The sequence below is a fragment of the Enterobacter huaxiensis genome (assembly GCF_003594935.2).
Classification (GTDB): Bacteria; Pseudomonadota; Gammaproteobacteria; order Enterobacterales; family Enterobacteriaceae; genus Enterobacter; species Enterobacter huaxiensis.
Window position 1 is genome coordinate 2,804,514 of sequence record NZ_CP043342.1, and the last position, 24,505, is coordinate 2,829,018.

Sequence of the window (24,505 nt, forward strand, 5' to 3'; positions counted from 1 at the left end):
CAAAAAACTACGCCAGCCACCCAGGTGATCCCCAGGCAGCCAGCGCTTTCGATTCTTAATGGAGAGTTGCTATGCCACACCTGCATTCCGCGTCTTTACGTCCGTCACTTCTGGCGCTGGCGATTGTCAGCACCCTGCCCGGCGCCGCGTTTGCTGCCGGAGATGAGATTACCGTTACCGCCACGGGCAACGCCCGCAGCGCCTTCGAAGCCCCCATGATGGTGAGCGTCATTGACGCCACCGCCCCGGAAAACCAGACCGCCAGCTCCGCCGCTGACCTGCTGCGAAAAGTCCCCGGCCTGACGCTGGACGGCACCGGACGCACCAACGGCCAGGACGTCAATCTCCGCGGCTACGATCGCCGCGGCGTGCTGGTGCTGGTTGACGGCGTGCGTCAGGGAACGGATACCGGCCACCTCAACAGCACCTTCCTGGATCCGGCGCTTATCAAACGTATCGAAGTGGTTCGCGGCCCGTCGGCCCTGCTGTACGGCAGCGGCGCGCTGGGCGGGGTAATCGCCTATGACACAGCGGATGCCAAAGATCTGCTGGAGCCGGGTAAAAACAGCGGCTACCGCGTATTCGGTACCGGAGCAACGGGCGACAGCAGCATCGGAATGGGGGCCAGCGCCTACGGCCGCACCGATACCCTGGACGGCATTGTGTCCTGGTCCAGCCGCGATCGCGGTGATATCCGCCAGAGCGATGGCAAGACCGCGCCGAATGACGAATCCATCAGCAACATGCTGGCAAAGGGCAGCTGGAAAATTGATCCAGCCCAGACGCTGAGCGGATCCCTGCGCTACTACAACAATAATGCCCAGGAGCCCAAGAACCCGCAAACCTCCGACGCGTCCGACAGCAGCAATCCGATGACCGACCGCTCCACCATTCAGCGCGATGCCCAGCTTGGCTACAAAATTGCGCCAGAGGGGAATGACTGGCTGAATGCCGATGCAAAAATCTACTGGTCCGAAGCGCGCATCAACGCCCAGAACGTTGACGGCACCGGCGAGTTCCGCAAGCAGACCACCAAAGGCGGCAAGGTTGAAAACCGTACCCGTCTATTCACCGACTCCTTTGCATCACACCTTCTCACCTACGGCGGGGAATACTATCGTCAGGAGCAAAGCCCGAGCGGAGCCACCACCGGCTTCCCTGACGCGAAAATCGACTTCAGCTCCGGCTGGCTGCAGGATGAAATCACCCTGCGCGATCTGCCTGTAACGATCCTCGGCGGCACACGTTACGACAGCTACCGCGGCAGCAGCGACGGCTACGACGATGTGGACGCCGATAAGTGGTCCTCCCGCGCCGGGTTAACCGTCAGCCCGACCGACTGGCTGATGCTGTTCGGATCCTACGCGCAGGCCTTCCGCGCGCCGACGATGGGCGAAATGTATAACGATGCGAAGCACTTCTCCATCGGCAGCTTCTACACCAACTACTGGGTGCCGAACCCGAACCTGCGCCCGGAAACCAACGAAACCCAGGAGTTCGGTTTCGGCCTGCGCTTCGACGACCTGATGCTCGCTAACGACGCGCTGGAGTTCAAGGCCAGCTATTTCGACACCAAAGCAAAAGACTACATCTCCACCACCGTCGACTTTGCGGCGGCAACCACCATGTCCTATAACGTTCCTGACGCCAAAATCTGGGGCTGGGACGTGATGGCGAAATACTCCGCCGACCTCTTCAATCTCGACGTGGCCTATAACCGCACGCGCGGTAAAGATACCGATACGGGCGAGTATATCTCCAGCATTAATCCGGATACCGTGACCAGCAAGCTCGATATTCCGGTGGCGCAAAGCGGGTTCTCCGTGGGCTGGATCGGCACCTTTGCCGATCGCTCAACGCACGTCAGCAGCAGCTACAGCAAGCAGCCGGGCTACGCGGTTAACGACTTCTACGTCAGCTATAAAGGCCAGGAGCAGCTCAAAGGCGTCACCACCACGCTGGTGCTGGGTAACGCCTTCGACAAAGCGTACTGGTCACCGCAGGGTATTCCGCAGGACGGCCGTAACGGTAAGATTTTTGTGAGTTATCAGTGGTAACCCCCTCGCCCCGGCTTGCCGGGGCATATATTGAGAAGGATCGGACAATGAATCACTACACACGCTGGCTTGAGCTAAAAGAAGAAAATCCCGGTAAATATGCGCGTGACATCGCAGGCTTAATGAACATCAGCGAAGCGGAGCTGACCTTTGCCCGCGTGGGGCACGACGCCTGGCGCCTGCACGGGGAAATTCGCGACATATTAGGCGCGCTGGAGGCCGTAGGCGAAACCAAGTGCATCTGCCGCAATGAATATGCCGTTCACGAGCAGGTGGGCGCGTTTACCAATCAACATCTCAACGGCCATGCCGGGCTGGTGCTGAACCCGCGCGCGCTGGATCTTCGCCTGTTCCTCAACCAGTGGGCGAGCGTTTTCCACGTCAGTGAAACCACCGCACGCGGCGAGCGCCAGAGCATTCAGTTCTTCGATCGTCAGGGCGATGCCCTGCTGAAGGTCTACACCACCGACAGCACCGACGTTTCCGCGTGGGGCGACGTATTGACCCGCTTTATCTTCGCCGATAACCCGCCGCTTGAGCTGCAAACGGCCGACGCACCGGCTCAAGCCGAACACGTCGATGCGGGTACGGTGGACAAAGAGTGGCGCGCCATGACCGACGTTCACCAGTTCTTTAGCCTGCTGAAGCGCCATGGCCTGAGCCGCCAGCAGGCGTTTCGCCTGGTGGGTGACGACCTTGCCTGCAAGGTTGAGAACGGCGCGCTGGCACGGCTGCTGGAGACGGCGCGTCAGGACGGCAATGAAATTATGATATTCGTGGGCAACCGCGGCTGCGTGCAGATCTTCACCGGCGCGGTGGAAAAAGTGGTGCCGATGAAAGGCTGGCTAAATATTTTCAACGCCGCTTTTACGCTGCATCTGCTGGAAGAGTCCATCGCTGAGACCTGGGTGACGCGTAAGCCGACGGCCGACGGTCACGTCACCAGCCTGGAGCTGTTTGCCGCCGACGGCACGCAAATCGCCCAGCTGTACGGCCAGCGTACCGAAGGTGAACCGGAGCAGACCCAGTGGCGCAGCCAGATTGACGCGCTCACCCTGAAAGGGCTGGCCGCATGAAAAAATGGTTTGCCCTGCTAAGCGCCCTGCCGCTGGTCGCCTTCGCGGCCAGCGGGGAGAAAATCGTTACGCTCGGCGGTGACGTTACCGAGATCGTGTATGCGCTTGGCGCACAGTCTTCCCTGGCGGCGCGCGACAGTACCAGCCAGTGGCCGCAGGCGGCGAACGCGCTGCCGGACGTGGGATATTTGCGCCAGCTGAATGCGGAAGGGATCCTATCCGTACGCCCGACGCTGGTGCTGGCTAGCGCCCAGGCCCAGCCCTCTCTGGCGCTGAAGCAGGTTGAGCAAAGCCATGTCAGGGTCATCACCGTTCCCGGCAGTAACGACCTGAGCGTGATTGACGAAAAGGTGCGGGTGGTTGCCGAAGCAACCCATCGGCAGGCGCAGGGGGAAATCCTGCGCAAAACGCTGCGTGAGGAGCTGGCCGCACTGCCGGCTTCGTCGCTGAACAAGCGGGTGCTGTTCATCCTCAACCACGGCGGGATGACCGCCATGGCCGCAGGACAGCAGACCGGTGCGGATGCCGCTATCCGTGCGGCAGGGCTGCAGAACGCAATGCAGGGTTTTACCCGCTATCAGCCGCTTTCGCAGGAAGGTGTCATTGCCAGCCAGCCCGATCTGGTGGTGATTTCGCAGGAGGGCGTGAGGGCTCTGGGCGGTGAAGAAAATCTCTGGAAGCTACCGGGCCTGGCGCAAACCCCGGCAGGACGCAACAGGCAGGTGCTGGCCATAGACGATATGGCGCTGCTGGGCTTTAGCGTACGCACGCCGAAGGCCATCCAGCAGCTGCGCGCCAAAGCGGAGCAACTGCCCTGATGACGCGTCGCATCACACTGTCTCTGTGGCTTCTCGCCGCCCTGCTCGCGGTGATGACGCTCATGGCGACCGGTTTTGGCGCGCTGCGCCTGCCGGTCAGCCTGCTGTGGAATCACAGCGATGAGGCGCTGCGCCAGATCTGGCTGAACATTCGCCTGCCCCGCGTGCTGCTGGCGCTGGCGATCGGCGGCTCGCTGGCGCTGGCTGGGTGTGTGATGCAGGGGCTGTTTCGTAACCCGCTGGCTGACCCGGGCCTGCTCGGGATCAGCAGCGGTGCCGCGCTGGCCGTTGCCCTCTGGGTCGTGGTCCCGCTCTCGTTGCCGGCGCTGGTGATGCTCTACGCGCCGATGCTGGCGGCGTTTATTGGCGCGCTCGCGGCTACGTTCGTCATTTTCCTGCTCAGCCAGCAGAGCGGCAGTTCGCTGTCGCGTCTGCTGCTGGTCGGCATCGCCATCAACGCCCTGTGCGGCGCGGCGGTGGGCGTGCTCTCCTGGGTCAGTAACGATGCCCAGCTTCGCCAGCTCTCGCTGTGGGGCATGGGCAGCCTCGGCCAGGCCCAGTGGTCAACGCTGCTGGCCGTTGTCTCCCTGATGATCCCCACGGTGCTGGTTATCTGGCGCCTTGCCAGCACGCTCAATTTACTGCAGCTGGGTGACGAAGAAGCGCACTACCTCGGCGTGGATGTCGCCGTGGTTCAGCGGATCCTGCTTCTGTGCAGCGCTTTGCTGGTAGCTGCCGCGGTGGCCGTCAGCGGCGTTATCGGCTTCGTGGGCCTGGTGGTACCGCACCTGATACGCATGTGGCTGGGGTCGGATCACCGGGGGGCGATCCCGGGTTCGGTACTGGCCGGCGCCTTTCTGCTGCTGGTTGCCGATACGGCGGCGCGAACGCTGGTCGCTCCGGCAGAAATGCCCGTCGGTTTGCTGACCAGCATCCTGGGCGCCCCGTGGTTTCTGTGGCTTATCTTTCGACGGGGAGGTCAGCATGGCTGAACGTTACCGCGCGGAGAACGTGACCTGCACGCTTTCCGGAAGAACGCTTATCGACGACGTCTCGCTGTCGCTATCGCAGGGTGAAATGGTCGCCCTGATTGGCCCCAACGGCGCGGGAAAATCCACGCTGCTGCGGCTCCTGACCGGCTACCTGAAGCCCGACGGCGGGCGCTGTGTTCTGGCAGGGAAGAACCTGCGCGAATGGCATCCGGAGACGCTATCACGCCACCGGGCGGTGATGCGCCAGCATGCCCAGCCCGGCTTCGACTGGCCGGTGGACGCTATCATTGGCATGGGGCGTGCGCCGTGGAGCCGGCAGCCCGAGGAGTCAATCGTGCGTGAGGTCATGGCGCTTACCGGGTGCCTGCCGCTGGCGGGAAGGCGGTACAACGCCCTTTCCGGCGGCGAGCAGCAGCGCGTACAGCTTGCCCGCGCGCTGGCTCAGCTCTGGCAAGACGGTTCGCCGCGCGGCTGGCTGTTTCTGGATGAACCCACCTCCGCACTGGATCTCTATCACCAGCAGCATCTGCTGCGGCTGTTGAAATCACTGACCCTCAAAGGGCATCTCCACGTTTGCGTGGTTTTGCACGATCTAAACCTGGCCGCGCTGTGGGCGGATCGCATCCTGCTGCTACACGGCGGGAGGCTGGTCTCCCACGGCACGCCAGGAGAGGTGCTGCAGGCCGACGCGCTCGCGCGCTGGTATGGCGCACAGGTACACGTCGGCAGTCATCCGGTTCACGCCGCGCCGCAGGTTTTTCTTGCCCCCTAGCTTGAGCAACTTACCTCCAGCCGCTTGCCCCAGTCCGGCGGGCGGCTGACGTAGTCATCATCCCTGTCGGCAAACGGCGTCCGTAGCGCCAGGTGCAGGCGGTGCAGCTCTTCATACTCTCCCTGCTCTGCCTGTTCAATCGCGCGCTGAGCCAGCCAGTTGCGCAATACCATCGCCGGATTAGCCGCCTTCATTTTTTCCTGACGGATAGCGTCATCCACCTGTTCCTGCTGCAGGCGTGCGCGATAGGCGGTGAACCAGTCATCAAACGCCTGCCTGTCGATAAACTCGTCGCGCAGCGGTGAGGCCGCGCTTTGCTGCTCGGTTTGGCTCAGCAGGCGGAAGGTACGGGTGTAGTCGCTTCCCTCGCGCGCCATCAGCGAGAACAGAGCATTGAGCAGTTCGTTATCGCCTTTCTCCTGCGTCAGCAGCCCGAGCTTGTTGCGCATCAGCGAGCCGTACTCGCGCAGCAATATCTCCTGGTAGCCGTCGAGCGCATCATTCAGGCCGTCAACGTCGATGAACGGTGACAGGCTTTGCGCAAGGCGCTGAAGGTTCCACAGCCCGACGGCTGGCTGGTTGTCAAAGCTGTAGCGCCCCTGATAGTCCGAGTGGTTACAGATGTAACCCGGCTGATAATCATCGAGGAAGCCATAGGGACCATAGTCGAACGTTAGCCCAAGCAGCGACATGTTATCGGTGTTCATTACGCCGTGTGCAAAACCTACGGTCTGCCAGCGGGCAATCATCACTGCGGTACGGGCGACAATATCGCGAAACCACAGAACATAGCGGTCCTGTTCGTCCTGCAGAGGCGTCCAGTGGCGGCGGATCGCGTAGTCAGCAAGCTGGCGGACTTTCTCAGGTTCACGGCGATAGTAGAAGTGTTCGAAATGGCCAAAGCGCAGGTGGCTTTCCGCCACGCGGATCAGCATTGCGCCCTGCTCCATCGTTTCGCGAGCGACCGGCGTGTCGCTGGTCACGATCGAGAGCGCGCGCGAAGTGGGAATACCCAGCGCATGCATCGCTTCCGACGCCAGGCCTTCGCGGATAGTTGAACGCAGTACCGCGCGGCCATCCCCCATTCGGGAATAGGGCGTCAGCCCGGCGCCCTTGAGGTGCCAGTCGAGGGTCTCGCCGTTGGGGAGCTGTTGTTCGCCCAACAGGATGCCCCGACCATCGCCAAGCTGTCCGGCCCAGACGCCAAACTGGTGTCCACTATAGACCTGCGCCAGCGGCTGCATGCCGGGCAACAGCGTTTCACCGCCCCAGACGCCTGCACCGGACGAAGGCTGGAACAATGAGGGGGGAATGCCAAGCGCATCTGCCAGACTGTCGTTATGCCAGATCAGACGTGCATTCTGTAAGGGTGTTGGTTTTAGCGCGGTGTAAAAGCCGGGCAGTTCGTCGTGCCAGTGAGCAGTAAAAGACAAGGTCATAAGTCCTCCTGCTTTTAGTGTAGAGGTTTTACCGGGACGTAAACACGGGCGAAGAAAAGGGTTATCACTGAACGAGGGTTGTCACCTGCTCCGCCGGGACGGCGGGCCAGAGGCTTCCCTGCATTGCGCCAAAATTAAAAGGCAGAACGCGCTGTAAAATGCCGTGATCGTCAACCCCGGACACCATTATCGACTGGCAGTGCGGCGTAATTTGCCACAGGATCGCACGCATAAAAGGCTCAAATGAGAGTTCGGTGACACGCTGTTGAATAAAGCCTTTATCCAGTATGACCCGTTTAAACAAACCGTCGTATACCGGTTTAAGGGATGCCGCTCCCGCCCCAAAATTAGCCAGTACCAGCGGAAAATGGATCGCCATTCTCGCCAGTTCGGGATCGTCTTTCCCATTATTTAAACCTGGATAATTCTCATTAACACTCAGCTCAAGAAAAGGATAACGCTCAAGAATTAAAACAGCATCCCCATTGCTTAATAAAAATTCGACAATTGCAGGTGTAATATTTATCCATGCAAGTAAGTGATGCTGAATAAAGAACAGTTTGCAGGTATCGAGCAATTGCAACTTTTCTTGAAAAAGCGCTAGTTCATCCTCTTTAGAAAGATGCGGGATAACCAGCTCGGTAGGGATCCTAACGTTCGTACCCACGCCAACAAAGTTAACCAAAATCTCCAGACCTTTAAGCTCCCCTGCACTATTACGCGCGGGAAGTAGTAAAAGTTCAGACTGGTAAGCATTATCTAGCGTGATAATCATCGCGCTCGCCCCGCATTAAAGATGAGTGAGAACATCCTGGAGCAATTGCAGGCAAAATTCCATTGCATTGATTTTAAGAAGATTAATTTCATTAGTTCCGTATTAATTTTCAGATTTATCCCTGAATCTAAAATAATTTTATCCTGGTTACTGAATAATAGCCAGTTTTAGATAAAACAGGCACATACAGACACACGTCATTCCGCGGAAATTTAACTTTAATCATCACATTGAGAAAAGCCTGACGCCATTTAATAGTCGCCAGGCTAACAGAACCGACTTCCACTGCGAGCTAAATACGTCTGGCTTGCCAGAAGTTTTTACGCCAGTAAACATTATCCAGGGAAGAACGCATCACCCCACGGCTGGTAGAGGCATGAATGAACTGATTGTCGGTGTCATAAATGCCCACATGCAGACCACTTTCACCCGAGCCTGTTTTGAAAAAGACCAGGTCGCCCGGGAGTAAATCCCCTTTATCAATTTCAGTGCCGATTTCCGCCTGTTTGCGCGTTTCGCGCGGAAGCTGAAGATCAAACTTATCGCGGAAAGTCATCAGCACAAACCCGGAGCAATCCACACCCCGGCGCGTCATTCCGCCATAGCGATAGGGCGTGCCGCGCCAGTTGCTCAACTGATCGTTGAGGCTGGCGATAACCGTTATTGAATCTGAAAGCCGCGGATTAGGCGGTGGCGCACGGTGACTACTGCATCCCGCAAGAAATAACGTCGCCATCAAGAGAAACCAGAATCGCATATTCAGACGAATCCTCTGCTTTTTTTATTCTTTCCGTAATTTAGCGTGCAAATATGCAGCCGCGCAAGAAACGGTTACCCCTGCGCGGTGGAAATGAGCATCTTATGCCCCTCGATATCCAGCCGTTTGAACAACATATTGTAGGCGCGGGCAAGGTTCGGCGGCGTCAGTACGGCGTCACGCGTGCCGCTGGCAATCAGTTTCCCACGCGCCAGCAGCCACACCCGATGCGCGTGGCGCAGCGTATGGTTCAAATCATGGCTACTCATCACGATGGCTATACCCTGCCGGGAAAGCGCACTGAGCAGCGTATCGAGAGCCGCCTGCTGTGCAACGTCCAGGCCGCTCATCGGCTCATCAAGAACCAGCAAGCGTCCGTGAGGATTGCCCTCAGGGTGGATCTGAAGGATCACCGCCGCCAGGCGTACGCGCTGCCACTCTCCGCCGGAAAGCTGGCTGGCAAGCCGGGTGAGCTTGTCTTCCAGACCCAGCGCCGAGGCGACGTCGTTGAGTAGCGAGGTGTGGTTTTTATCATGCAGATGCAGCGTCAGGTAGTGCCAGACCGGCATCGCAAACGGCGGCACCTGCTGTTGCACTAAATAGCTACGGCGGTGTGCCAGCGACGAGGGTGACCACTCGGCAAGCGATCGGTCAAGCAGAGTGACCTCTCCCTCCCCGGATGTCATGCCCGCCATACGCCCCAGCAGCGTGCTCTTCCCTGCCCCATTCGGCCCCACCAGATGCAGAATTTCACCTGCACTGACGGCGGCGGTAACGGGCTCCAGACGTCCCGAACTGGCAACGTTTGAAAGCTGCATCAGCAGAGTCATTATTTCGCCAGCGCCAGCTTGATGGACTCCATGACGATCGGATCTTCAGGCGTCATATCCGGGGAGAAACGTTGAACAACCTGACCATCACGACCAATCAGGAATTTCTCGAAATTCCACAGAATATCGTCCGGGTACAGCGGCGCGCGCCCTTTGCTCGCCATACGCTCGTAGAATCCGCTCTCTTCAGGCGCAACGGCCGTCGGGGCAGCGGCAATCAGCTTCGCATACAGCGGATGGCGATGTTCACCGTTAACGTCGATTTTGCTGAACATCGGGAAGGTCACGCCATAGGTGGTACTGCAGAATGTTTTGATCTCTTCTTCGCTGCCCGGCTCCTGGCCCAGAAACTGGTTGCACGGGAAGCCCAGCACGGTGAAACCGTCTTTCTCCCAGGCTTTGTGAATGTTCTCCAGCTGCTCATACTGCGGCGTCAGGCCACATTTAGACGCCACATTCACCAACAGCAAGACCTTGCCTTTATAGCCTTCCAGCGTGGTCTTCTCGCCGTCGATGGTGGTCACTTCGGTATTCAGAATATCAGACTGCATAGCATTCCCTCAGGTTGTCTTACGGGTCGTGATTTAACGTCCGGCCTTTAATAGTAGCCAGATAAATACCGGCGCGCCCAGCGTGGCGGTTACCACACCAATAGGCAGCTCTGCGGCTGTCAGGGCGAGCCGGGCGATGATATCGGCAACCAGCAGCGTGGCGGCCCCTGCAACGGCCGACGCCGGGAGCAACGTGCGATGGTCCGTGATACCGCTCAACCTCAGCATGTGCGGGATAACCAGCCCGATAAAGCCAATCGCCCCGGCCAGCGCCACGCTCACGCCGACCATCCACCCGATAGCAATCACCAGCACGTTGCGCCATAACCCAAGCGACATACCGAGCTGTCGGGCGGAGGTTTCACCCAGGGCGAGAATATTCAGCGGCTGAGCCTGGAAAGCGGCCCAGATCATGACCGGAATAAGCAGCACCATCAGCCATCCCTGCTTCCAGTCTACGCCGCCGAATCCGCCCATCATCCAGTACATGAGCTGGCGTAAATCAAAGGAGGTCGAGAAGTACACCGCCCAGGTCATGAGCGCGCTGCAGATAATCCCCAGCGCGACGCCGGCAAGCAGCAGTCGGCTTGTCGAGAGATGGCGTCGGGCAAAGCGCAGCAATATAAGGGTGATGAGTAAGGCCCCGAGGATAGCGCTCAGGCTGATACCCCAGGTCGACAGTTCGCCGCCTCCCAGCATGACGGCAGCGATAAGCCCCACGCCCGCGCCGTTCGACACGCCGAGCAAGCCCGGCTCCGCCAGCGGGTTTTCAAACAGCGCCTGCATAATCGTGCCACACAGCGCCAGAGCAGCGCCAACCAGTATCACCGCCAGCGTCCGCGGCAGGCGTATCTGCCAGACAAAGAGTTGTCCGTCAGGGCCAAACCAGCTTTCTGGGCCCAGCCACCTGTCCCCCGCGCACAGGCTGACGGCCGTGGCGGCAAGGAGCAGCAGCATAAGCATAAGCAGGCGGCGTCGGTCGGACTGCTGTTGGCGATGGGCAAAATCAAGCATGAACAGGGTTTTAATTAGCGTGAGATGTAATTGATTTTACGGTGGGTTTGGTCAATAGCGCAAAGAAAAAAGGCCGCTATTGCGGCCTTTTTAGTTAGTTCATATTACTCTGCTTTGGGCGTTGCGTTTTCGACACGGCTTTTTAACTTCTGGCCGGGTCTGAAGGTCACCACGCGGCGGGCTGTAATGGGAATATCTTCCCCCGTCTTCGGGTTACGGCCCGGACGTTGGTTTTTGTCTCGCAAATCAAAATTGCCAAAACCGGAGAGTTTTACCTGCTCACCATTTTCCAGAGCACGACGGATCTCTTCGAAAAACAGCTCTACCAGCTCTTTGGCATCCCGTTTGCTAAGCCCAAGCTTATCAAACAGATATTCTGACATTTCAGCTTTTGTAAGCGCCATAGGTTCAATCCCTCAATGATGCCTGGAATCGCTCTTTTAATGCCTCTACACATTTGGCGACGGTAGCGGCAATCTCCTCTTCTTCGAGTGTACGGCTGGTATCCTGAAGGATAAGGCTAATAGCGAGGCTCTTGAAACCTTCTGCTACGCCCTTGCCGCGGTACACGTCAAATAAGTTTACGCCAACTACCTGATTTACGCCAACTTTCTTACATTCGGCCAAAATATCTGCTGCAGGCACGTTTTCAGCGACCACAACTGCGATATCACGGCGGTTTGCCGGGAAGCGTGATACGTCCTGAGCCTGAGGAATGACGCGGTCTGCCACCGGGCTCCACTCCAGCTCAAACACGATGGTACGGCCGTTCAGGTCGAGCTTACGTTCCAGCTCAGGGTGCACAACGCCAATGAAACCAACGCGTTTGCCGTCCAGATAAATAGTCGCACTCTGGCCCGGATGCAGGGCCGGAATGGCTTCTGCGCGGAATTCAATTTCGGATAATTTACCGGTCAAATCCAGAATTGCTTCCAGATCGCCCTTCATATCGTAGAAATCAACCGTGCCTTTTGCCAGATCCCAGTGCTCTTCATAGCGGTTACCGCTGATAGCGCCGGCCAGCATGAGATCCTGACGGATGCCTAAATTTGCCTGAGTATCCGGTACAAAGCGCAGACCGCTCTCGAAAATGCGCACGCGGTTTTGCTGACGGTTCTGGTTATAAACGATGGTGCCCAGCAGGCCGGTCCACAGGGACAGACGCATTGCGGACATCTCGCTGGAGATAGGGCTTGGCAGGATCAGCGCTTCCTGACCCGGGTGAACCAGCTGCTGCAGCTTAGGATCGACAAAGCTGTAGGTGATGACTTCCTGGTAACCTTTGTCGTTGAGCATGGTTTTCACACGCTTCAGGGACAGGTCGGCCTCGCGGTGGGTGCCCATCACCAGACCGGCCTGTACCGGCTCGTCAGGGATGTTGTTGTAGCCGTAAACGCGGGCCACTTCTTCCACCAGATCTTCTTCAATTTCCATGTCGAAACGCCAGGATGGCGCAACGGCTTTCCACTCGTCCTGACCTTCGGTTACGTCGCAGCCCAGACGGCGCAGAATGTCGCTTACCTGAGCATCCGCAACGTGATGGCCAATCAGGCGATCCAGCTTGCTGCGGCGCAGGGTAATGGTTGCGCGCTTAGGCAGCGTGGCTTCGTTGGTCACGTCGATGACCGGGCCCGCTTCACCGCCGCAGATGTCGATCAGCAGGCGGGTCGCGCGCTCCATGGCTTTATACTGCAGGGCCGGATCAACGCCGCGCTCATAGCGGTGAGACGCATCGGTGTGCAGGCCGTGACGGCGCGCGCGACCGGTGATTGAGAGCGGGCTGAAGAACGCACATTCCAGCAGGACGTTTTGCGTTTCATCGTTTACGCCAGAGTGCTCACCGCCGAAGATGCCGCCCATTGCCAGCGCTTTGCTGTGGTCAGCAATCACCAGCGTATCAGCGTTCAGTTTCGCTTCGCTGCCGTCCAGCAGAACCAGGGTTTCACCCTCTTTCGCCATGCGCACAACGATACCGCCTTCGATACGGTCTTTATCGAATGCGTGCATCGGCTGGCCCAGCTCCAGCAAAACGTAGTTGGTCACGTCAACAACGGCGTCGATGGAACGGATACCGCAGCGGCGCAGCTTCTCTTTCATCCACAGCGGGGTTGGTGCCTTAACGTTGATACCTTTCACCACGCGGCCAAGGTAGCGCGGGCACGCGTCAGCGGCGTCAACCCGGATAGGCAGCACGTCGCTGATGGTCGCTTCAACCGGCGCAATGTCCGGCACGTTCAGTTCAGTCTGGTTCAGCACGGCAACGTCGCGCGCCACGCCGATGATGCCCAGGCAGTCGGCGCGGTTTGGCGTCACGCTGATTTCGATGGTGTTGTCATCAAGCTTCAGGTATTCGCGGATATCGGTTCCGATCGGCGCATCCAGCGGCAGTTCGATAATGCCGTTATGGTCGTCGGAAATACCCAGCTCGGAGAAGGAGCACAACATGCCTTCAGAAGGCTCACCGCGCAGCTTAGCCGCTTTGATCTTAAAATCACCCGGCAGCACGGCGCCCACGGTCGCCACGGCCACCTTCAGGCCCTGACGGCAGTTTGGCGCACCGCAGACGATATCCAGCAGACGGTCACCGCCCACGTTCACTTTTGTCACGCGCAGCTTGTCGGCGTTAGGGTGCTGGCCGCATTCAACCACTTCACCCACTACCACACCGTTAAAGGCACCTGACACGGGTTCCACGCCATCAACTTCCAGACCCGCCATGGTGATCTGGTTGGAAAGCGCGTCGCTGTCCAGCGTAGTGTTCACCCATTCGCGTAACCACAGTTCACTAAATTTCATTGTTCTGTCCTGCCCTTATTTAAACTGTTTGAGGAAACGCAGATCGTTTTCGAAGAAGGCGCGCAGGTCGGTCACGCCGTAGCGCAGCATGGTCAGACGCTCCATGCCCATACCGAAGGCAAAGCCGGAGTACACTTCCGGATCGATACCCACATTGCGCAGCACGTTTGGATGCACCATGCCGCAGCCCAGCACTTCCAGCCATTTGCCGTTTTTACCCATCACGTCCACTTCCGCAGACGGTTCGGTGAACGGGAAGTAGGACGGACGGAAACGAACCTGCAGATCTTCCTCAAAGAAGTTGTTCAGGAAATCGTGCAGCGTGCCTTTCAGGTTGGTAAAGCTGATGTTTTTATCAACGATCAGGCCTTCCATCTGGTGGAACATCGGGGTATGCGTCTGGTCGTAGTCGTTACGATAGACGCGGCCCGGCGCGATAATACGGATAGGAGGTTCCTGATCCTTCATGGTGCGGATCTGAACGCCAGAAGTCTGGGTACGCAGCAGGCGCGTAGCGTCGAACCAGAAAGTGTCGTGGTCAGCGCGTGCCGGATGATGGCCAGGAATGTTGAGGGCGTCGAAGTTGTGATAATCATCTTCGATTTCCGGGCCAGTCGCCACGGTAAAGCCGAGCTCACCGAAGAAACTTTCAATGCGGTCAATGGTACGGGTTACCGGGTGCAGACCGCCGTTTTCAATGCGACGCCCCGGCAGGGATACGTCAATGGTTTCCTGAGCCAGACGGGCATTCAGCACCGCACTTTCCAGCGTCGCTTTACGCGCGTTCAGTGCCTGCTGTACCTGCTCTTTGGCTTCGTTAATCACTGCCCCTGCTGCAGGGCGCTCTTCTGCAGGCAGCTCACGCAGGGTAGTCATTTGAAGGGTCAGATGCCCTTTCTTGCCCAGATATTCGACGCGGACATTGTCTAACGCGGCGACATCTGAGGCCTGGTTAATGGCGGCCGTTGCACTGGCAACCAGCTCTGCGAGATGTGACATGGTTTTCCTCATTATGTCGGTGCAGACACCGATTTGGTGGACTTAATCTCTCGAATTTAGACACAAAAAAAGCCTCCATTGGGAGGCTTAATTGGCGCTGTTTTTCGTTTCATCTTTCACGCGCTAGCCTCCTGAGTTCAGGTGCTAAAGTAAAAGAAGAAGCGGAAAATAGCAGCATTCATGCTTGCGTTACCTTGTGTGGTAAAAACCGTGAAGACCTTATTGAAAAGCCTGGACGGGTAAAAGTCAATGTTCTGATGATGTTAAAACAAAAGAGGGAGCAAAGCTCCCTCTCTCAACTGGCTTACGCCAGTGCTGCTTTCGCTTTTTCGACCAGAGCGGTGAACGCTACTTTGTCGAATACTGCGATGTCAGCCAGGATCTTACGGTCGATTTCAACAGAGGCTTTTTTCAGGCCGTTGATGAATTTGCTGTAAGAAATACCGTTCTGACGTGCTGCTGCGTTGATACGCGCAATCCACAGTTGACGGAACTGACGCTTACGCTGACGACGGTCACGGTAAGCGTACTGACCTGCTTTGATAACAGCCTGGAAGGCAACGCGGTATACGCGTGAACGCGCACCGTAGTAGCCTTTAGCTTGTTTCAAAATTTTCTTGTGACGTGCACGTGCAATTACACCACGTTTTACGCGAGCCATATGTGCTCTCCTGTATCTATATTCTTAGTAAAAAAATTAAACGTTAACGGCTTATGCGTACGGCAGGCACGCGATAACCAGACCCAGATCGCCTTTAGAAACAAGGCCTTTTGGACGCAGGTGACGTTTACGCTTAGTAGATTTTTTGGTCAGAATATGACGCAGGTTTGCGTGCTTACGCTTAAATCCACCACCACCGGTTTTTTTGAAGCGCTTAGCAGCACCGCGTACGGTCTTAATTTTTGGCATCTTAATAACTTCCACTTCGCATTGTTAATAAACGAAACATAGGCGAACAAAACCTATGAAACCCGAAGGCTCCACAGATTTTGCTGCTTGAAGGCCTTACTGTTTCTTCTTAGGAGCGAGCACCATGATCATCTGGCGGCCTTCGATCTTCGTAGGGAAGGATTCGACTACTGCCAGTTCACTCAGATCTTCACGGACGCGGTTAAGCACTTCCATACCGATCTGTTGGTGGGCCATCTCACGACCGCGGAAACGCAGCGTGATCTTGGCCTTATCGCCATCTTCCAGAAAGCGAATCAGGCTGCGGAGTTTTACCTGATAATCGCCATCGTCGGTACCAGGACGGAATTTGATTTCCTTAACCTGGATAACTTTTTGCTTCTTCTTCTGTTCCTTAGAAGACTTACTCTTTTCATAAAGGAACTTGCCGTAGTCCATAATACGACAAACTGGCGGTTCGGCGTTAGGGCTGATTTCAACTAAATCTACTCCAGCTTCTTCAGCTTTTTCGATCGCTTCTCTCAGACTCACAATCCCCAGTGGCTCACCTTCCAGATCTGTTAAGCGAACTTCCTGGGCGCGAATCTCGCCATTGATACGATTCGGACGTGCCGTTTGAACTCGTTTTCCGCCTTTAATACCTTATTCCTCCAGTTGTTGAAGACTGCGGCTGCGAATCTCTTGTTGCAGCTTCTCAATCACTTCACTTACGTCCAGGCTCCCCAGGTCTTTACCACGGCGGGTGCGAACGGCAACTTTGCCTGCTTCCACCTCTTTATCACCACAGACCAACATATACGGGACACGACGTAAAGTGTGCTCGCGGATTTTAAAGCCAATCTTCTCATTTCTCAAGTCTGCTTTTACGCGAATGCCCGCATTTTGTAGTTTCTGCGTCAATTCTTTAACGTAATCCGCCTGAGAATCGGTAATGTTCATCACTACTACCTGCACTGGCGCAAGCCAGGTTGGGAAGAAGCCGGCGAACTCTTCGGTCAGGATGCCGATGAAGCGCTCCAGTGAACCGAGGATGGCACGGTGAATCATTACCGGTACCTGACGCTCGTTGTCTTCGCCAACGTAAGAGGCGCTTAAACGCTGCGGCAGGGAGAAGTCCAGCTGTACCGTTCCGCACTGCCATGCGCGATCGAGGCAGTCATACAGGGTAAATTCAATTTTTGGACCGTAGAAGGCGCCCTCGCCCAGCTGGTATTCGAACGGAATGTTGTTCTCTTCCAGCGCGACGGCGAGATCTGCTTCTGCGCGATCCCATGTCTCATCGCTACCGATACGTTTTTCCGGACGCGTTGAGAGTTTGACGACGATCTTCTCGAAGCCAAAGGTGCTGTACATATCGTAGACCATACGAATACAGGCGTTAACTTCATCACGGACCTGATCTTCAGTACAGAAGATATGCGCATCATCCTGAGTAAAGCCACGAACGCGCATCAGGCCGTGCAGCGCACCCGATGGTTCGTTGCGGTGGCAGCTACCGAACTCCGCCATACGCAGCGGCAGGTCGCGGTAGGATTTCAGACCCTGATTAAAGATCTGAACGTGGCCCGGACAGTTCATTGGCTTGATGCAGTATTCACGGTTCTCAGACGAGGTGGTGAACATCGCATCTTTGTAGTTGTCCCAGTGGCCGGTTTTTTCCCACAGCACACGGTCCATCATGAACGGGCCTTTCACTTCCTGATACTGATACTCTTTCAGCTTGGAACGCACGAACGTTTCCAGCTCACGGAAGATAGTCCAGCCGTCATTATGCCAGAATACCATACCCGGCGCTTCTTCCTGCATATGGTACAGGTCAAGCTGCTTTCCGATTTTACGGTGGTCACGCTTCGCAGCCTCTTCCAGGCGCTGCAGGTACGCGTTCAGGGCTTTCTTATCAGCCCACGCGGTACCATAGATACGCTGCAACATTTTGTTGTTGCTGTCGCCACGCCAGTAGGCGCCTGCGATTTTCATCAGTTTAAAGTGATGACAGAAGCGCATGTTCGGCACGTGCGGTCCACGGCACATGTCGACGTATTCTTCGTGATGATACAAGCCAGGCTTGTCATCATGAGAAATGTTTTCGTCAAGAATAGTGACTTTATAGTTCTCGCCACGCTTCACGAAGGTTTCACGCGCTTCGTGCCAGCTGACTTTCTTCTTGATGACGTCGTAGTTGGTTTCAGCGAGCTCGTGCATACGTTTTTCGAGCGCGTCGATATCTTCCTGGGTCAGGGTGTGGTCAAGATCAACGTCGTAGTAAAAGCCGTTGTCGATAACCGGGCCGATCGCCATTTTGGTGTTTGGCCACAGCTGCTTGATAGCATGACCTAACAGGTGCGCACACGAGTGACGAATGATCTCCAGACCTTCTTCGTCTTTCGCGGTGATGATTGCAAGGGTAGCATCGCTTTCAATCAGATCGGACGCATCAACCAGCTCACCGTTTACACGGCCAGCAATGGTCGCTTTCGCGAGGCCAGGACCGATATCCAGGGCAACATCCATTGGGCTAACAGCGTGGTCGAAATGGCGTTGGCTGCCATCAGGAAGAGTAATTACAGGCATTTTATATCCTTATTTGCAGTGATGCCCCACACATAAGAGCATATACAAAGAAAATAATCGTTATTTAACAATAGATAACCTAACCATCTGACCAACAATCGTCAAATTGGTTCGTCATCATGCACCTGGCGAAATCAGATGAATGCGGATTTACGGCAAGCGCCCTAATGGTAACATTAATAAAAGGGCGAATGCACCCTCCGCGACCAGTTTAAGCGGCTCATACTTTTGAATGAGTTGATGAACTTTCGCGGGCCGCGGCTCGCAATCCAACATTGCTGAGCTATTCTTGAACTGGTCCTAACATCCCCAGGGAGCATCACATGAATGTATCCAGTAGAACCGTAGTGTTATTGAATGTTCTTTCAGCGGCCGGTTTGGTGCTGATCCTTGCCGATAGATTCCACTGGTTCTAGTTAAGACGGTGAAGTGGCATAACCTTATCTCCCGGATAATGCGCATTCTGCGCCATCCTTTGGTAGACTGGTCGTATCAACTGACAAGGATGAGGTTATGCCAACTAAACGTTTTGCTGTAAAACACTGGAAGATGGTGGTCGTATTAATTGCGATTTGCGGGGCAATGCTGTTAATGCGTTGGGCTGCGATGATCTGGGGCTGAAAATACATTCTGAAACGCCTTGCCGGACAAATATCTCAGGCGAGTTATTTTCCACAACGAAATACAGATACTGAATATCCTTTAAATATCTTTACACCGTTACGGCATCAAAAACCGGTACAACAGAATCCGGTTTTTCCAGGTCAGGTTATTGCGTTGATTTCAGTAACGATACAACGCAAAGCCTGTTACGACCACTCGCCAGCCACCAGTTTATGAACATCAAAGGCATCATTCATTGATTGGCCGGTAGACTGAGAACCTGGCGCGATGTTGGAGCCGGCCTCAACATCAGAGGCTTTGGTAATGCCGATTTGGCTATTGGCGTCACTGGCAGGTTGGGTTACATCATCAGCAGCGAATACGCCAAAAGAAAGTGCGGAAAGCACCATTGCTGCTGCAGCGGTTTTGATTTTTTTCATAATCATTATTCTCTTTCTAAATTAATGCAGAACGTCTTGAGGCAGAATTCTGCCTGTGCCGTAAGTGTAGATCTGGATCACACTTTTGCCCAGGCAATTTATTTATCAAAACGTGTCAAATAAAGTCGACATCTGTCTCAGAGAATAATTATGAAGAAACTATGGAGATTTTAGTGGACCAGTTATTTTAAAACACCGTTTAAAATAAAATAGCACAATTTTAGAATTTAAAAAACGGGCCGAGTATATTTCGGCCCGCGTGTTTTACATTTTATAGCCCAGAGAAACCGTGGTTCGACGGTCGGTATGTTCAGGCGCCGTAGCCGGTGGTGAAGAGTTCCACGTGACGTTGTAGGCAACCTTTAAGCCAAAGTGTTCGTTGATGGCCACGTTTAACGCGGTTTCAGAGTTCAGCGTCGTATCATCAGCCCCGAAGACGGAGACACCCTGGGTGAATCGGGTGGTATCGGTCATTTGCCAGGCATACGTGCCGGAGGCATACCCTAACGGCTGAGTCTTGGTGTCGCCGTCGGTGTATTCGTCATAACGCACACCCGGACCAAATTCGAAACGGAAGCTATGAACCGGGCCGTTCAGGAACTGACGGCCATAACCCGCGGTGAAGACATCGCGCTGGCGATAGCCATTGTAGCGGTCGGTTAACCAGCTTGCCTGACCGAACAGGTAATCATAATCGGTCATGTTGTAACGGCTACGTCCACCCACTGCATATTTTTCAGAAGATCGTTCGTCGTTTGCGGACGTGTTGCTGGCGTTCCCCCACAGCGACCACGCCGTCGTGTTGCCGTACCAGGTCAGGGTGCTGTCTGCGGTCAGGGAGGAGCTTTTCGTGTTACCCGATTGCGCCAGATAGCCTGCGTTCAGGTTACCTTCGAAGGGTTTTTTCGCGGAGCTTGGATCGTCCATGACAGTAAAAACGGAATCATCGGCGGCTGCATTCATTGACGCAAACACACCACCTGCCAGCATCAGTGCAGCAGGAACTGTCTTCAAAAGCTTCATTTTATTCAGGAGTCCATACAACAAAAAAAGAGACCATCACGGTCTCGGAAACTTTCTTGAGGATCAATGACAAGGCGTCCAGAGAAAGGTAACAAATTATAAAAAGCCGCAAATAACATAGCAATGTTTTCTTATTTCATTTTTTGAATAAGAACGATCTCAAAGCGCATTTTAATTTATATATCTTCGGATGAAGATTTGTCATCATTCGTATTTAAAATCATACTGTTATTTACATTGCCTTCCTGCCATTTGGTGCCAGGCTTAAAATAACCCATGTTAAAAGGAGGTTATGATGGTTTCTGTTTACACCCTGACACTCTCCCCTTCCCTCGATTCTGCCACCCTGACGCCACAGATTTACCCTGAAGGTAAGCTGCGCTGCACCGCGCCGGTATTTGAACCGGGCGGCGGCGGCATCAACGTCGCCCGCGCCATCACCTTCCTCGGCGGGAAAGCTACCGCGATATTCCCCGCCGGTGGGGCCACGGGAGAACATCTCGTCTCTCTCCTGGCGGATGAGAACGTGGCCGTCGAGACGGTCAATGCCAAAGACTGGACCCGGCAGAATCTGCACGTTCACGTTGAGTCCAGCGGCGAGCAGTACCGTTTCGTCATGCCCGGCGCGAAGCTCAGTGATGATGAATTTCGTCAGCTAGAAGAAAAAGTGTTGGCGATTGAGAGCGGCGCATTGCTGGTCATTAGCGGAAGCCTGCCGCCCGGGATTAAGCCGGAGAAACTGACAGCGCTTATTCGTGCGGTTCAGCAGCGCGGCATCCGCTGCATCGTGGACAGTTCAGGCGACGCGCTTCACGCCGCGTTAGTCCCGGGAAATCTTGAACTCGTGAAGCCCAATCAGAAAGAGCTCAGCGCGCTGGTCAACCGAGAATTGACCCAGCCTGATGACGTCCGCACCGCCGCCCAGGAGCTGATCAGCAGCGGTAAAGCGCTACGCGTTGTGGTTTCCCTTGGTCCTCAGGGGGCGCTGGCGGTGGATGAGACCGGCTTTGCACAGGTCGTCCCACCCCCAATGAAAAGCCAAAGCACCGTTGGCGCAGGCGACAGTATGGTCGGCGCGATGACGCTAAAACTTGCCGAGGGGGCTTCGCTGCTGGAGATGGCTCGCTATGGCGTGGCGGCAGGTAGCGCGGCGACCATTAATCAGGGCACGCGGCTCTGTTCGCTTGCCGACACCCAGAAAATCGTCGACTACCTGTCCAGAAGCTAACCCGCACTCCCCTTCCGTACGGAGGGGGAAGCGTGTGCGGAGGTCGCCAAACGCGGACTATCGGCTATGCTAAAAAAACTTTCATGATAACAACGAGGTGAAATATGAGCAGTGGTGACATCACCCGCTACGTAGTAAACGTCAATATTCATGAAGCGTCGCTGACTGAGCTCAATGAGCTCAATAACGCTTTTACCCGGGCAAACTTCCTTTTCACCATGACCGACGAGGAAGGCAATCTTCATGACTTAGGCAGCCTGTCTTTTGGTTTGATAAGCCCTCTTAGCGAGGAGGAAGTGAATGCCCTCGCAAGCAGCCTTGCAGAAAGCGTGACCGACAAAACCACCGAAATTAACGTGACGACCTGGGAAAACTGGCAGAAACGTGAACAATAAGTGCCCTGTATGAATTTAAACCGCTCAGGTGTGCGTTAGTTCGTATTTTTTAACAGCCGTTTTGCGCTAACTTTATGATCTGGCAGACAACATGGGAGAGGCATCATGTGGCAGGCTATCAGTCATCTTTTAAGTGAGCAACTGGGTGAAGGTGAAATTGAACTGCGTAACGAATTGCCTGGCGGAGAGATCCACGCCGCGTGGCATTTGCGCTACGCTGGACGCGACCTTTTTGTTAAATGTGATGAGCGCGAGCTCCTCCCCATCTTCACTGCCGAAGCCGATCAGCTTGAGCTGCTGTCGCGCAGTAAAACGGTCACTGTCCCCCAGGTGTGGGCCGTGGGAAGCGACCGTGACTACAGTTTTCTGGTGATGGACTATCTCCCGGCCCGCCCGTTAGACGCGCACAGCGCGTTTATCCTCGGACAGCAAATTGCCCGTCTTCACCAGTGGAGCGACCAGCCGCAGTTTGGTCTTGATTTTGATAATGACCTCTCCACCACGCCGCAGCCGAATGCCTGGCAGCGGCGCTGGTCAACCTTCTTTGCCGAGCAGCGCATCGGCTGGCAGCTCGAGCTGGCCGCCGAGAAAGGGCTGGAGTTTGGCAATATTGACGCCATTGTTGAACACGTTCAGCAGCGCCTGTCATCGCATCAACCGCAGCCTTCGCTGTTACACGGTGATTTGTGGTCCGAAAACTGTGCGCTGGGGCCAAACGGGCCCTATATCTTCGACCCTGCATGCTACTGGGGCGACAGAGAGTGCGATCTGGCAATGCTGCCGCTGCACCCTGAGCAGCCACCGCAAATCTACGACGGCTACCAGTCGGTCTCGCCGCTGCCGGCAGATTTCCCTGAGCGTCAGCCGGTCTATCAGCTTTACACCCTGATTAACCGGGCGATCCTCTTCGGCGGCGGACACCTGGTAAACGCTCAACGCGCCCTGGACCGCATTCTCGCGGCATGACCCTGGACGGGTGGCAGAATGCCACCCGTGCTGAGGCTAAATGAAGCCGAGCAGAGAGAAGAAGAAGTACCCTGCCACAATGATGATGACCGGAAGCACGTAGAGCGGGAAGATCTGCAGAAAAATCGTGTGGCGCGGAACAACGATGCGGGACTCAATTTGTTCGCGGGACATGCCTTCTGCCCCTTTCGCTTTCTCCAGGATCAGCTGGTCCTCGACGCCTTCACGTAAAAAGCGCGTCTGGCGGCTCATGCGCGCGCCGGAGGCCTGCAGCGCCATCGCAACGAAGATCAGCGCGTAAATTACCCAAAAACCAATATTCATCTGCTGATGAAAATCCGGCGTCGGTGAGTTAAACCAGAAAAAGTTTAAGAACGGGGTATTGAAACGCATCATTTCAATCATGACATGTGCGAAATCAAGCATTACCGCATTGATACCTGGCTGTTTTTCGCTGTGATCGTACATAAATTTAAATACGGAAATCAGCGTGGAAATCACGGCCGGAATAAAAATAACCCAACCGGCAATACGTTTTAAGACAGCGATGCGTCCAGCTTGTTGATACGTCATCAGTTCCCCTTCAAAAAGACGCGTTATTTGTGCCTAAGTCTACCTGCTGCCCATCAATTTCGCCCGATCTTTAAAAGCAATATGCTAAATTGCTTGTGCTTAGTATCGTTCGTCCGTCGAACACCGTTGATAAGGAGATGTTGTGATGTCGACACCGCGCCAAATACTTGCCGCTATTTTTGACATGGATGGATTACTGATTGATTCCGAACCGCTGTGGGATCGGGCTGAACTGGACGTAATGGCCAGTCTTGGCGTTGATATCGGCCGCCGAAACGAGCTTCCCGATACGCTGGGGCTGCGTATCGACATGGTGGTTGATCTCTGGTACGCCCATCAGCCCTGGGTTGGCCCCGATCGCGAGGAAGTAACCGCGCGCATCATCAACCGCGCCATATCGCTGGTCGAAGAGAACAAGCCCCTGCTTCCCGGCGTGCGGGACGCTATCGCGCTGTGCAAAGCACAGGGCCTGAAGGTAGGACTGGCCTCCGCCTCACCGCTGCACATGCTGGAAAAAGTTTTGACCATGTTCGATCTGCGCGACAGCTTCGACGCCCTGGCCTCAGCCGAGAAACTTCCCTACAGCAAGCCGCATCCTCAGGTCTATATGGACTGCGCCGCGAAGCTGGGTCTGGATCCGCTCACCTGCGTGGCGCTGGAAGATTCCGTTAACGGCATGGTGGCCTCTAAAGCCGCACGCATGCGTTCAATCGTCGTGCCTGCCGAGGAAGGCCGCCACGATCCCCGTTTTGCGCTCGCTGACGTGAAGCTGGATTCACTGGTAGCCTTAACCGCTCAGCATTTGCGCGGCGAATAGCGCCTCTCTTTCAGGCAGCGCCGTGCTGCCTGAAAATAAAGTAAAACATCGTTTTAGTTTGTTTGCTTTTCCCTTCCTCGCCTCCTATTCTTACCTTCAGAAT

The 24,505-nt window shown here is 55.5% G+C and carries 28 protein-coding genes and 1 other annotated feature; of the genes, 11 read left to right on the forward strand and 17 right to left on the reverse strand.

Going from position 1 to position 24,505, the window contains the following annotated elements; all coding sequences use genetic code 11:
* The first annotated feature begins 71 nt into the window (after nucleotides 1-71).
* Genes D5067_RS13400 through D5067_RS13420 form a run of 5 tightly spaced genes read left to right on the forward strand, consistent with a single transcriptional unit; the run spans nucleotide 72 to nucleotide 5,715 of the window.
* Nucleotides 72-2,057, forward strand: coding sequence for a TonB-dependent hemoglobin/transferrin/lactoferrin family receptor (locus D5067_RS13400; RefSeq protein ID WP_119934555.1), 1,986 nt, complete (start codon nucleotides 72-74; stop codon nucleotides 2,055-2,057).
* A gap of 47 nt (nucleotides 2,058-2,104) precedes the next feature.
* Nucleotides 2,105-3,133 carry a hematinate-forming heme oxygenase ChuS gene (gene chuS / locus D5067_RS13405; RefSeq protein WP_119934556.1) on the forward strand — a complete coding sequence of 343 codons (1,029 nt, stop codon included), beginning with the start codon at nucleotides 2,105-2,107 and terminating at the stop codon, nucleotides 3,131-3,133.
* Nucleotides 3,130-3,951 carry a heme/hemin ABC transporter substrate-binding protein gene (locus D5067_RS13410; RefSeq protein ID WP_119934557.1) on the forward strand — a complete coding sequence of 274 codons (822 nt, stop codon included), beginning with the start codon at nucleotides 3,130-3,132 and terminating at the stop codon, nucleotides 3,949-3,951. The genes chuS and D5067_RS13410 overlap by 4 nt, the downstream gene beginning before the upstream one ends.
* A complete protein-coding gene (locus D5067_RS13415; RefSeq protein ID WP_119934558.1) occupies nucleotides 3,951-4,943 on the forward strand; it encodes a FecCD family ABC transporter permease in 993 nt (330 codons plus the stop codon). The genes D5067_RS13410 and D5067_RS13415 overlap by 1 nt, the downstream gene beginning before the upstream one ends.
* Nucleotides 4,936-5,715 carry a heme ABC transporter ATP-binding protein gene (locus D5067_RS13420; protein WP_119934559.1) on the forward strand — a complete coding sequence of 260 codons (780 nt, stop codon included), beginning with the start codon at nucleotides 4,936-4,938 and terminating at the stop codon, nucleotides 5,713-5,715. Before D5067_RS13415 ends, D5067_RS13420 begins: the two co-directional genes overlap by 8 nt.
* Here the strand turns inward: D5067_RS13420 and selO are convergent.
* From selO to thrS, 14 genes are all read right to left on the reverse strand, one after another.
* Nucleotides 5,712-7,154, reverse strand: a complete 1,443-nt coding sequence (selO, locus tag D5067_RS13425; protein WP_119934560.1) for a protein adenylyltransferase SelO — start codon at nucleotides 7,152-7,154, stop codon at nucleotides 5,712-5,714. The two genes, D5067_RS13420 and selO, sit on opposite strands and share 4 nt — an antisense overlap.
* Nucleotides 7,155-7,218: 64 nt before the next feature.
* The gene (locus tag D5067_RS13430) at nucleotides 7,219-7,929 is read right to left on the reverse strand and encodes an EAL domain-containing protein (RefSeq protein ID WP_119934561.1); all 711 of its coding nucleotides are present in this window, start codon (nucleotides 7,927-7,929) and stop codon (nucleotides 7,219-7,221) included.
* A 292-nt stretch (nucleotides 7,930-8,221) separates the two neighbouring features.
* Nucleotides 8,222-8,686: an NlpC/P60 family protein gene (locus D5067_RS13435; RefSeq protein WP_119934562.1), complete on the reverse strand. Its 465-nt coding sequence runs from the start codon at nucleotides 8,684-8,686 to the stop codon at nucleotides 8,222-8,224.
* Between the two features lie 74 nt (nucleotides 8,687-8,760).
* Nucleotides 8,761-9,516 (reverse strand): vitamin B12 ABC transporter ATP-binding protein BtuD, encoded by a 756-nt coding sequence (gene btuD / locus D5067_RS13440; protein WP_119934563.1) that lies wholly within the window; start codon nucleotides 9,514-9,516, stop codon nucleotides 8,761-8,763.
* The gene (locus D5067_RS13445; protein ID WP_119934564.1) at nucleotides 9,516-10,067 is read right to left on the reverse strand and encodes a glutathione peroxidase; all 552 of its coding nucleotides are present in this window, start codon (nucleotides 10,065-10,067) and stop codon (nucleotides 9,516-9,518) included. Before D5067_RS13445 ends, btuD begins: the two co-directional genes overlap by 1 nt.
* A gap of 33 nt (nucleotides 10,068-10,100) precedes the next feature.
* Entirely contained in the window at nucleotides 10,101-11,081 is a 981-nt protein-coding gene (btuC, locus tag D5067_RS13450) for a vitamin B12 ABC transporter permease BtuC (RefSeq protein WP_119934565.1), read from the reverse strand.
* A gap of 104 nt (nucleotides 11,082-11,185) precedes the next feature.
* Nucleotides 11,186-11,485, reverse strand: coding sequence for an integration host factor subunit alpha (gene ihfA, locus D5067_RS13455; RefSeq protein WP_003857805.1), 300 nt, complete (start codon nucleotides 11,483-11,485; stop codon nucleotides 11,186-11,188).
* Nucleotides 11,486-11,489: 4 nt separating this feature from the next.
* Nucleotides 11,490-13,877: a phenylalanine--tRNA ligase subunit beta gene (pheT, locus tag D5067_RS13460; RefSeq protein WP_119934566.1), complete on the reverse strand. Its 2,388-nt coding sequence runs from the start codon at nucleotides 13,875-13,877 to the stop codon at nucleotides 11,490-11,492.
* Between the two features lie 15 nt (nucleotides 13,878-13,892).
* Nucleotides 13,893-14,876, reverse strand: coding sequence for a phenylalanine--tRNA ligase subunit alpha (gene pheS, locus D5067_RS13465; protein WP_119934567.1), 984 nt, complete (start codon nucleotides 14,874-14,876; stop codon nucleotides 13,893-13,895).
* 62 nt (nucleotides 14,877-14,938) lie between these two features.
* Nucleotides 14,939-15,063 (reverse strand) — a sequence feature (Phe leader region).
* The gene (gene pheM, locus D5067_RS13470) at nucleotides 15,014-15,058 is read right to left on the reverse strand and encodes a pheST operon leader peptide PheM (RefSeq protein ID WP_001386830.1); all 45 of its coding nucleotides are present in this window, start codon (nucleotides 15,056-15,058) and stop codon (nucleotides 15,014-15,016) included. Its footprint overlaps the feature before it by 45 nt.
* 117 nt (nucleotides 15,064-15,180) lie before the next feature.
* Nucleotides 15,181-15,537 (reverse strand): 50S ribosomal protein L20, encoded by a 357-nt coding sequence (gene rplT, locus D5067_RS13475; RefSeq protein ID WP_000124850.1) that lies wholly within the window; start codon nucleotides 15,535-15,537, stop codon nucleotides 15,181-15,183.
* Nucleotides 15,538-15,588: 51 nt separating this feature from the next.
* Nucleotides 15,589-15,786, reverse strand: coding sequence for a 50S ribosomal protein L35 (gene rpmI / locus D5067_RS13480; RefSeq protein WP_003030583.1), 198 nt, complete (start codon nucleotides 15,784-15,786; stop codon nucleotides 15,589-15,591).
* 96 nt (nucleotides 15,787-15,882) lie between these two features.
* The gene (gene infC / locus D5067_RS13485) at nucleotides 15,883-16,425 is read right to left on the reverse strand and encodes a translation initiation factor IF-3 (RefSeq protein WP_059443439.1); all 543 of its coding nucleotides are present in this window, start codon (nucleotides 16,423-16,425) and stop codon (nucleotides 15,883-15,885) included.
* 3 nt (nucleotides 16,426-16,428) lie between these two features.
* Nucleotides 16,429-18,357: a threonine--tRNA ligase gene (thrS, locus tag D5067_RS13490; protein ID WP_119934568.1), complete on the reverse strand. Its 1,929-nt coding sequence runs from the start codon at nucleotides 18,355-18,357 to the stop codon at nucleotides 16,429-16,431.
* A 323-nt stretch (nucleotides 18,358-18,680) separates the two neighbouring features.
* Between thrS and yncL the strand changes: the two genes are divergently transcribed.
* Entirely contained in the window at nucleotides 18,681-18,773 is a 93-nt protein-coding gene (yncL, locus tag D5067_RS13495) for a stress response membrane protein YncL (protein WP_119934569.1), read from the forward strand.
* Nucleotides 18,774-18,870: 97 nt separating this feature from the next.
* Complete coding sequence (gene yniD / locus D5067_RS13500) at nucleotides 18,871-18,978, forward strand: small membrane protein YniD (RefSeq protein WP_119934570.1); 108 nt, start codon at nucleotides 18,871-18,873, stop codon at nucleotides 18,976-18,978.
* A 188-nt stretch (nucleotides 18,979-19,166) separates the two neighbouring features.
* Here yniD and D5067_RS13505 read toward each other — a convergent pair whose 3' ends face one another.
* The gene (locus D5067_RS13505) at nucleotides 19,167-19,400 is read right to left on the reverse strand and encodes a YdgH/BhsA/McbA family protein (RefSeq protein ID WP_119935437.1); all 234 of its coding nucleotides are present in this window, start codon (nucleotides 19,398-19,400) and stop codon (nucleotides 19,167-19,169) included.
* A gap of 264 nt (nucleotides 19,401-19,664) precedes the next feature.
* The gene (locus D5067_RS13510; protein WP_119934571.1) at nucleotides 19,665-20,423 is read right to left on the reverse strand and encodes a DUF481 domain-containing protein; all 759 of its coding nucleotides are present in this window, start codon (nucleotides 20,421-20,423) and stop codon (nucleotides 19,665-19,667) included.
* A gap of 295 nt (nucleotides 20,424-20,718) precedes the next feature.
* Between D5067_RS13510 and pfkB the strand changes: the two genes are divergently transcribed.
* The 3 genes from pfkB (at nucleotide 20,719) to D5067_RS13525 (ending at nucleotide 23,012) form a co-directional block, all read left to right on the forward strand.
* Nucleotides 20,719-21,651, forward strand: a complete 933-nt coding sequence (gene pfkB / locus D5067_RS13515; protein WP_119934572.1) for a 6-phosphofructokinase II — start codon at nucleotides 20,719-20,721, stop codon at nucleotides 21,649-21,651.
* 104 nt (nucleotides 21,652-21,755) lie between these two features.
* A complete protein-coding gene (ghoS, locus tag D5067_RS13520; RefSeq protein WP_119934573.1) occupies nucleotides 21,756-22,046 on the forward strand; it encodes a type V toxin-antitoxin system endoribonuclease antitoxin GhoS in 291 nt (96 codons plus the stop codon).
* Nucleotides 22,047-22,151: 105 nt separating this feature from the next.
* Nucleotides 22,152-23,012: a fructosamine kinase family protein gene (locus D5067_RS13525; RefSeq protein WP_119934574.1), complete on the forward strand. Its 861-nt coding sequence runs from the start codon at nucleotides 22,152-22,154 to the stop codon at nucleotides 23,010-23,012.
* Between the two features lie 36 nt (nucleotides 23,013-23,048).
* On the opposite strand, the gene D5067_RS13530 is transcribed toward D5067_RS13525, so the two are convergent.
* Entirely contained in the window at nucleotides 23,049-23,585 is a 537-nt protein-coding gene (locus tag D5067_RS13530; RefSeq protein WP_119934575.1) for a YniB family protein, read from the reverse strand.
* Between the two features lie 145 nt (nucleotides 23,586-23,730).
* On the opposite strand from D5067_RS13530, the gene hxpB reads away from it, so the two are divergent.
* Nucleotides 23,731-24,402 (forward strand): hexitol phosphatase HxpB, encoded by a 672-nt coding sequence (gene hxpB / locus D5067_RS13535; RefSeq protein WP_119934576.1) that lies wholly within the window; start codon nucleotides 23,731-23,733, stop codon nucleotides 24,400-24,402.
* The last annotated feature ends 103 nt before the right edge of the window (nucleotides 24,403-24,505 follow it).

What these genes read in the sequence shown, in the direction of transcription:
- ghoS (WP_119934573.1), top strand. Translation starts at nt 21,756, where the DNA reads ATGAGCAGTGGTGACATCACCCGCTACGTAGTAAACGTCAATATTCAT.
- pfkB (WP_119934572.1), top strand. Translation starts at nt 20,719, where the DNA reads ATGGTTTCTGTTTACACCCTGACACTCTCCCCTTCCCTCGATTCTGCC.
- hxpB (WP_119934576.1), top strand. Translation starts at nt 23,731, where the DNA reads ATGTCGACACCGCGCCAAATACTTGCCGCTATTTTTGACATGGATGGA.
- D5067_RS13530 (WP_119934575.1), bottom strand. Translation starts at nt 23,585, where the DNA reads ATGACGTATCAACAAGCTGGACGCATCGCTGTCTTAAAACGTATTGCC.
- rplT (WP_000124850.1), bottom strand. Translation starts at nt 15,537, where the DNA reads ATGGCTCGCGTAAAACGTGGTGTAATTGCACGTGCACGTCACAAGAAA.
- pheS (WP_119934567.1), bottom strand. Translation starts at nt 14,876, where the DNA reads ATGTCACATCTCGCAGAGCTGGTTGCCAGTGCAACGGCCGCCATTAAC.
- D5067_RS13420 (WP_119934559.1), top strand. Translation starts at nt 4,936, where the DNA reads ATGGCTGAACGTTACCGCGCGGAGAACGTGACCTGCACGCTTTCCGGA.
- D5067_RS13445 (WP_119934564.1), bottom strand. Translation starts at nt 10,067, where the DNA reads ATGCAGTCTGATATTCTGAATACCGAAGTGACCACCATCGACGGCGAG.
- D5067_RS13410 (WP_119934557.1), top strand. Translation starts at nt 3,130, where the DNA reads ATGAAAAAATGGTTTGCCCTGCTAAGCGCCCTGCCGCTGGTCGCCTTC.
- rpmI (WP_003030583.1), bottom strand. Translation starts at nt 15,786, where the DNA reads ATGCCAAAAATTAAGACCGTACGCGGTGCTGCTAAGCGCTTCAAAAAA.
- D5067_RS13400 (WP_119934555.1), top strand. Translation starts at nt 72, where the DNA reads ATGCCACACCTGCATTCCGCGTCTTTACGTCCGTCACTTCTGGCGCTG.
- ihfA (WP_003857805.1), bottom strand. Translation starts at nt 11,485, where the DNA reads ATGGCGCTTACAAAAGCTGAAATGTCAGAATATCTGTTTGATAAGCTT.
- D5067_RS13435 (WP_119934562.1), bottom strand. Translation starts at nt 8,686, where the DNA reads ATGCGATTCTGGTTTCTCTTGATGGCGACGTTATTTCTTGCGGGATGC.
- thrS (WP_119934568.1), bottom strand. Translation starts at nt 18,357, where the DNA reads ATGCCTGTAATTACTCTTCCTGATGGCAGCCAACGCCATTTCGACCAC.
- D5067_RS13505 (WP_119935437.1), bottom strand. Translation starts at nt 19,400, where the DNA reads ATGAAAAAAATCAAAACCGCTGCAGCAGCAATGGTGCTTTCCGCACTT.
- yncL (WP_119934569.1), top strand. Translation starts at nt 18,681, where the DNA reads ATGAATGTATCCAGTAGAACCGTAGTGTTATTGAATGTTCTTTCAGCG.
- btuD (WP_119934563.1), bottom strand. Translation starts at nt 9,516, where the DNA reads ATGACTCTGCTGATGCAGCTTTCAAACGTTGCCAGTTCGGGACGTCTG.
- yniD (WP_119934570.1), top strand. Translation starts at nt 18,871, where the DNA reads ATGCCAACTAAACGTTTTGCTGTAAAACACTGGAAGATGGTGGTCGTA.
- D5067_RS13525 (WP_119934574.1), top strand. Translation starts at nt 22,152, where the DNA reads ATGTGGCAGGCTATCAGTCATCTTTTAAGTGAGCAACTGGGTGAAGGT.
- pheT (WP_119934566.1), bottom strand. Translation starts at nt 13,877, where the DNA reads ATGAAATTTAGTGAACTGTGGTTACGCGAATGGGTGAACACTACGCTG.
- D5067_RS13510 (WP_119934571.1), bottom strand. Translation starts at nt 20,423, where the DNA reads ATGAAGCTTTTGAAGACAGTTCCTGCTGCACTGATGCTGGCAGGTGGT.
- btuC (WP_119934565.1), bottom strand. Translation starts at nt 11,081, where the DNA reads ATGCTTGATTTTGCCCATCGCCAACAGCAGTCCGACCGACGCCGCCTG.
- D5067_RS13430 (WP_119934561.1), bottom strand. Translation starts at nt 7,929, where the DNA reads ATGATTATCACGCTAGATAATGCTTACCAGTCTGAACTTTTACTACTT.
- selO (WP_119934560.1), bottom strand. Translation starts at nt 7,154, where the DNA reads ATGACCTTGTCTTTTACTGCTCACTGGCACGACGAACTGCCCGGCTTT.
- chuS (WP_119934556.1), top strand. Translation starts at nt 2,105, where the DNA reads ATGAATCACTACACACGCTGGCTTGAGCTAAAAGAAGAAAATCCCGGT.
- D5067_RS13415 (WP_119934558.1), top strand. Translation starts at nt 3,951, where the DNA reads ATGACGCGTCGCATCACACTGTCTCTGTGGCTTCTCGCCGCCCTGCTC.